This window comes from Phyllobacterium sp., from assembly GCF_037994405.1.
Taxonomy (GTDB): Bacteria; Pseudomonadota; Alphaproteobacteria; order Rhizobiales; family Rhizobiaceae; genus Phyllobacterium.
In genome coordinates this window covers 1-4,754 of the sequence record NZ_JBBNAN010000403.1, presented here as the reverse complement: position 1 = coordinate 4,754, position 4,754 = coordinate 1, and the positions used below count along the sequence as shown (strand labels likewise).

General features: G+C 57.3%; 8 protein-coding genes. 4 read left to right on the top strand and 4 right to left on the bottom strand.

What is annotated here, in order from left to right; genetic code table 11:
- Positions 1-575: 575 nt before the first annotated feature.
- Together AAAC48_RS22225 and AAAC48_RS22220 are read right to left on the bottom strand one after the other, a co-directional pair.
- Positions 576-1,202, bottom strand: coding sequence for a DUF6448 family protein (locus tag AAAC48_RS22225; protein WP_340656273.1), 627 nt, complete (start codon positions 1,200-1,202; stop codon positions 576-578).
- A gap of 52 nt (positions 1,203-1,254) precedes the next feature.
- On the bottom strand, positions 1,255-1,494 hold the full coding sequence (locus AAAC48_RS22220) for a hypothetical protein (RefSeq protein WP_340656272.1): 240 nt from the start codon (positions 1,492-1,494) through the stop codon (positions 1,255-1,257).
- 79 nt (positions 1,495-1,573) lie between these two features.
- Between AAAC48_RS22220 and AAAC48_RS22215 the strand changes: the two genes are divergently transcribed.
- Together AAAC48_RS22215 and AAAC48_RS22210 are read left to right on the top strand one after the other, a co-directional pair.
- Complete coding sequence (locus tag AAAC48_RS22215) at positions 1,574-1,738, top strand: hypothetical protein (protein ID WP_340656271.1); 165 nt, start codon at positions 1,574-1,576, stop codon at positions 1,736-1,738.
- A 301-nt stretch (positions 1,739-2,039) separates the two neighbouring features.
- Positions 2,040-2,393 carry a cytochrome c gene (locus tag AAAC48_RS22210; RefSeq protein ID WP_340656270.1) on the top strand — a complete coding sequence of 118 codons (354 nt, stop codon included), beginning with the start codon at positions 2,040-2,042 and terminating at the stop codon, positions 2,391-2,393.
- A gap of 185 nt (positions 2,394-2,578) precedes the next feature.
- Here the strand turns inward: AAAC48_RS22210 and AAAC48_RS22205 are convergent, their stop codons facing one another.
- Both AAAC48_RS22205 and AAAC48_RS22200 read right to left on the bottom strand, forming a co-directional pair.
- The gene (locus AAAC48_RS22205; protein ID WP_340656269.1) at positions 2,579-2,854 is read right to left on the bottom strand and encodes a hypothetical protein; all 276 of its coding nucleotides are present in this window, start codon (positions 2,852-2,854) and stop codon (positions 2,579-2,581) included.
- A 66-nt stretch (positions 2,855-2,920) separates the two neighbouring features.
- Complete coding sequence (locus AAAC48_RS22200; RefSeq protein WP_340656268.1) at positions 2,921-3,322, bottom strand: EF-hand domain-containing protein; 402 nt, start codon at positions 3,320-3,322, stop codon at positions 2,921-2,923.
- Between the two features lie 323 nt (positions 3,323-3,645).
- Between AAAC48_RS22200 and AAAC48_RS22195 the strand changes: the two genes are divergently transcribed.
- Positions 3,646-4,182 carry a copper ion binding protein gene (locus AAAC48_RS22195; protein WP_340656267.1) on the top strand — a complete coding sequence of 179 codons (537 nt, stop codon included), beginning with the start codon at positions 3,646-3,648 and terminating at the stop codon, positions 4,180-4,182.
- A 41-nt stretch (positions 4,183-4,223) separates the two neighbouring features.
- Entirely contained in the window at positions 4,224-4,721 is a 498-nt protein-coding gene (locus tag AAAC48_RS22190; protein ID WP_340656266.1) for a hypothetical protein, read from the top strand.
- Positions 4,722-4,754 lie beyond the last annotated feature (33 nt).

Genomic DNA, 4,754 nt, shown 5'->3' with positions numbered 1-4,754 from the left:
GCACCGAATGGAATTTGGCGATCTAAGTCAGAGGCAGGCCGAACAACAGCTGTCCTGTCTGGGACATTGTCACTCTACTCCAACAAGAAGGTGATCTTTGCGTTGATACGATAGCTTTTGATTTTATTTTGTTCGACGGTAGCTTCGAAATTTTGCCGCTCGATGCTGTCCCAATTCCGCTACACGGCTCACGCGCTGCTTGATCGCTCGCAGGTCCCCCACATCAATTTTCTGTATCAGCCTCTACGGCCCTCTAAAAAAAAACAGACGTTCTAGAAAACCGACTTTTTCAACAATATCGGTGGAAAGCGGCCATTCGGCCGTGACCGCCGAAGCTTATCATGTGTTAGTGGAAACGTCGTCCCAACTCCCAGCCCATGTAGGCGGCTGACCAGTTTAGAGCGTGGTGGCGCTCATAGACTACGCCCTCTCCGGGCCGGCCGGTGGCCCCTGCGCCACACTCGGGCATTCACAACCGTCCAATGATGTTGGCGGCACCGAACATCTCTCCTGCCTGGAGAGCGCTGCAAAGCCCTCCATAGCTACCGTACCGCAGTACGGGCCGATCGGACACGTCATTCCGTGCCTTGGTGGTGATCCGGAGTGGCCGCAGCTTCGACATGCACGCCACCCTTCGTCGCGAGATAGATGCCCTCGACATACCCGATGAACGCGAGTTCCGCACTCACACGCTCACGGGCCTTAGCGACATCAGCTGCTGTGGTCGGCTCCATCGTCGCTGCGCTGTGAGCCATTGCGTCGTGGTAGCGGTCTTCAATGCCATGGGCGACTTGCTCCGCCATGAGTGCGGTCAAGTCATTTGACTTGCCGATCTTAAGCGCTTTCTCGGCGGCGGGGATCGCGGGTCCAAAATCTGTGCCCGCCGGCTTTAACCCGGTATAGGGCGCTCCCTCCCCCGCGCGGTGGAGCCGCACTGCAGTTTCCATGAAGTAGCGATCGGCCAGCGCCTTGGCTTCCGGCCCCTTCTCGCGCACGCTGAGAACCTGCTTGAAGGCGGCGCTCAACTCAGACTCAGCTTGGGCCGGTGCGAAGGGCAGGATGAGATTGACGTTCCGAGTATCAAGAGCCCTGATTGCTGCCGTGGCTACGGGACCATTCGCGGAGTCGCAATGGGCGCGAGCGCTCATAGGCACAAAAGCGAGCCCGACAAGCAGGGCATAGGAAGCGAGAATTTTCGTCATCGTGAGTTCCTCCTCGAAGTTGATCCGCGGGGATATAGTTCCGCGGGCACGCTTACTTTCCATGTCGGAGTTTCAAATAGCGGCCGACGAGGAGCGCGGCCGGGTAGAGGACTTCTTCTTCGGTGCGGGCGTGCGAGATCGGCCTCTCGGCAAAATGCGCGTACTTCGGTTTCTTCTCGGCCTTCGCCGCGAACATGAGATCGCCGAGCGCCGCCACGATCTGCTGATGCTCAGCGAGCATGGCGGGCAGCTCGGCCTCAAGTCTGTCTGTTAGGGCGAGAACATCGGCCATGCCCGGGACGACGGTTCGCCAACGGTGCAAGCAAACAAAGCGGAGGCAGCGCGATCTCTTCCTCACGGACGAAATGCGGATGCAGCAGTTTCGCGACTTTCTCCGCCGCGTCACCGGTATGGCCGCCTGCTCTCATTGCATCGACCAGTTCTGCGTGAAGTTCGGCGTGCTCTGCTTTCAGCGGCTCAGGGATCTTGAAATCCATCTTGCTCCTCTCAAGTGCACAGGTATCCTGGCCAATTAACTGCCGGAGCTATTCTTATCGCATAGAAACCAGGTACTGGGTTTGCGGCAGATCAATATGTTGAAGAGGTCGTCCATCTCACCGCGGCGAGTGCAGTCGGATCCAGGACTGCTTTGGGTCCGAAACGCAACCTTGGCGAAGCTAAAGGCAAAGGTCGGATTGGTGGTGGTCCAGCGATATTCGCTTCACGTGGAAATCGATATGGGCGTTATTACGCCTGTTACGTTCGTGACCGGTCTGTTAGAGCGAACGCCGTCGCCATGTTGGCAGGCTGGCCATTCGCTGTGCTGTCCGATAGGATATGAACAACAGTGAGGGTGCGATTATGGGACGCCTGTGTGGCTTTGCAGTCGGGATGGTTCTCACAGCAGTACCGGCGAGCCTCAGTGCGCAAGAAGTAGGTGATCCCCAGCAGGGTTCAGCGTTCGCACAGCGTGTCTGCGCTGCCTGCCACGCAGTCGAGCATGGGCAGCCTTCTTCCCCAAATCCGCAAGCGCCGACCTTTGACGCAATTGCCAAGACGCCTGGGACCACTGAAATGGCATTGTATGCATTTCTCAGAACATCCCATCGCACAATGCCAAACCTCATACTGACGAAGGACGATATCAGTAACGTCGTCGCCTATTTATTGAGCATGAAAGACAGCCGATGAATGTCGATCGAAAACACTCGGCCAACGCAGCGAGCGGCCGCCCATGGTCACCACTCAGAGAAATTCGGCACGTCTATACCCAATAAAACCCTCCTGAAATCCGTTGAGGCCCACGCAGGGGAAATAGAGCAGCAAAGATCCGGCCGAGCGAGAGCGCACCGTATCGATCGGAATATACAAGGGCTTTATGAAGTGGGCCGAATTGAAATATCCAATGGCCGATCCCGAACATATCCGTGTACGCCGTTCTCATCGATCACGCCAAGATCACCGTCCTTCAAAGCTTCGAGGAGGTCAGTGACAGCATCCTTGAGAGCCCAAAGTGCAGCCCTCGCTTGGCGCGGTTCGCGAGTGCGAACATGGATGATAACTACCTTGTCTTTGCTCACAATGGGAACAATCTCGATCTCGGTTATGAGATACGGTTCGTCGACGAACCTCTGCCATGCGAAAGATTTCATTGGCGTGCCTCCTCTGTTGGGATCGGTTATACACCGGCCCCTCAATCCCGCTGAACCGCGCAATGCCTACGGACGCATGAACGCCTGAACTTCCTCGAGCGTCACCTTGCCATCCTTATTGGCGTCCACTTTGTCGAATATACGCTTATGGATGGTCGTCACTTCTTCGAAGGAAAGCGCACCGTCGCCATCAACATCGGCCACAGCGAACATGACCTTCATCATATGGCCGCGCATACCCATCATCGGCATGCCGGACTGCATGTTTCGGCCCATCATGCCGGGCTGAGCTGGCTGTCCGTTCTGGCCTTGACTGGCCATATCGTCAGAGTCGGGCGATGGGGTCGCCTGTGAGGTTGTCGCATCGGCATGGTGTGGATCGGCCGTTTGCGCAATGGCCGCACTCGACACGCCGGCGACGACGATGGCGGCTAGTATGGCTGCACGTGGCAATGTATTTGACGTCATAGCGCTCTCCTTGCTGCTGATTCCTGAGATCCGTTTGACGTCACTGGCACTCATGGCCCCTGTATCTCGCGGTCTCGCGGCGGCGGCGCCGCCATAGGTTGGTATACGACCATAGGCGAAAAACCATGCTGCGAATTTGCGCTGGATCAATGGCCGTCAATTAATTGAGGAAGCAGGACGCGGAAGCAGGGCCGCGACTAGCCAAGCTTGGAAGGATCCATTCTGAGCCTCCTGAACTCCGTTTGATTTGCATCAAGATCCTATCTGTCCGGATCGGCTATATTTGACGTACGGTAAAGACCGTGACGAAAGAGCAGGGCCCCATGAACACGCTTGCTTCCCCAGGTGCCGCCATTGCAAACCAGCCAGACGGCAGCGTTGGCGACAGCGAAACGGTCAAGCTGCGCATTGGCGGAATGACCTGCCAGCACTGTCCGCCAACGATCGAAAAGGCCCTTCGGGCTGTCGGAGGCGTTACCTCGGCATCGGTAAACTTTGCCAGCAAGACGGCAAGGGTCGAATACGATCCGGCACGCGCTAAATTGACCGACATTCTGCAGACGATCCGCAAGAGCGGCTATACGGTCGGCACCGTAACCATGCGCGTGCCGATCAAGAACATGCACTGCAGTTCCTGCGTCATTCGCGTCGAGCTGGCACTGCAGATGACGCCCGGGGTTGTTGCCGCGCGGGCAAGCCTCGGGCCGAATGCCGTCGACATCGAATATCAGCCGCTGAAGACCGATTTCGACGAGATCCGGAACTCGATTCAATCGGCTGGCTACCGTGTTGCCGAGCCGAAGATTGAGCCCACCGACGAGGTGCTTGACCCTGCCGAGGCCGCGAACGAGCAAGAATAACGCGCAAGTTCTGGTTCGCCGCCGCGATCTCAATTCCGGTTATGGTCTTCAGCTATCCCGATCTGGTCCCCGGATTGCGCGACTGGATGCCGATGGGAAGCGACACGCGTCGGATCGTGTGGGCGCTTCTGGGTGTCGTGAGTTTGCCGGTAATGATGTGGTCGGGCTCGCAATTCTTCACTGGAATGTGGGATGCCCTCAGGCATCGTGCGGCCAACATGCACACGCTGATCGCGATCGGTATCACGGCGGCATTCCTTTACTCCATCGTGGCCGTCGCATGGCCCGGCATATTCCCCAGCATGGCGCTCGCCGAAGTCTTTTGGGACGTAACAGACGTTGTTGTTGCGCTCGTCGTTCTCGGACTACTCTTGGAGATCAAAGCCAAGGGTCGAACGTCCCAGGCGATCAAGAAGCTCATCGGGCTCCAGGCCAAGACCGCCCGCGTGCTTCGCGACGGCAAAGAGATTGATCTTCCTGTCGAGGGGCATCGTAACCTTAACTTTGAGGTAAATTTGCTCGGCGACAATGCGGCATGACCGACGTTCGCACTTCCCTTTACCATCGTCACC

Coding starts and splice junctions, on each gene's coding strand:
- AAAC48_RS22225 (WP_340656273.1), bottom strand. CDS start 1,202: ATGACGAAAATTCTCGCTTCCTATGCCCTGCTTGTCGGGCTCGCTTTT.
- AAAC48_RS22220 (WP_340656272.1), bottom strand. CDS start 1,494: ATGGCCGATGTTCTCGCCCTAACAGACAGACTTGAGGCCGAGCTGCCC.
- AAAC48_RS22215 (WP_340656271.1), top strand. CDS start 1,574: ATGCAGCAGTTTCGCGACTTTCTCCGCCGCGTCACCGGTATGGCCGCC.
- AAAC48_RS22210 (WP_340656270.1), top strand. CDS start 2,040: ATGAACAACAGTGAGGGTGCGATTATGGGACGCCTGTGTGGCTTTGCA.
- AAAC48_RS22205 (WP_340656269.1), bottom strand. CDS start 2,854: ATGAAATCTTTCGCATGGCAGAGGTTCGTCGACGAACCGTATCTCATA.
- AAAC48_RS22200 (WP_340656268.1), bottom strand. CDS start 3,322: ATGACGTCAAATACATTGCCACGTGCAGCCATACTAGCCGCCATCGTC.
- AAAC48_RS22195 (WP_340656267.1), top strand. CDS start 3,646: ATGAACACGCTTGCTTCCCCAGGTGCCGCCATTGCAAACCAGCCAGAC.
- AAAC48_RS22190 (WP_340656266.1), top strand. CDS start 4,224: ATGGTCTTCAGCTATCCCGATCTGGTCCCCGGATTGCGCGACTGGATG.